Raw genomic sequence first — 287 nt, 5'->3', positions numbered from 1 at the left:
CCGGTGAACTGCTGCTCGCCGGCAGGCATATCATGAAAGAGTACTGGAATAAGCCCAAGGCTACCGCCGCTACCCTGCAGGACGGCTGGCTGCACACCGGGGATATCTGTACCTGGGACGAGGAAGGTTTCATCACCATCTGCGATCGCAAGAAGGACATGATTATTTCCGGCGGCGAAAACATCTACCCGGCGGAGCTGGAGAACGTGCTGGCCGCCTGCCCCGACGTCGCCGAGGCCGCGGTGATCGGCGTACCCTCACAAAAGTGGGGGGAAACACCCCTGGCC

General features: G+C 61.3%; 1 protein-coding gene. It reads left to right on the top strand.

Features of this window, described 5'->3' with window-relative positions:
• On the top strand, positions 1 to 287 hold a 287-nt coding region (locus DNI29_RS23905), incomplete at both ends, for a class I adenylate-forming enzyme family protein (protein ID WP_162303749.1).

The organism is Hymenobacter sediminis (assembly GCF_003231285.1).
Taxonomy (GTDB): domain Bacteria; phylum Bacteroidota; class Bacteroidia; order Cytophagales; family Hymenobacteraceae; genus Hymenobacter; species Hymenobacter sediminis.
This window is presented reverse-complemented; position numbering and strand designations above follow the sequence as displayed.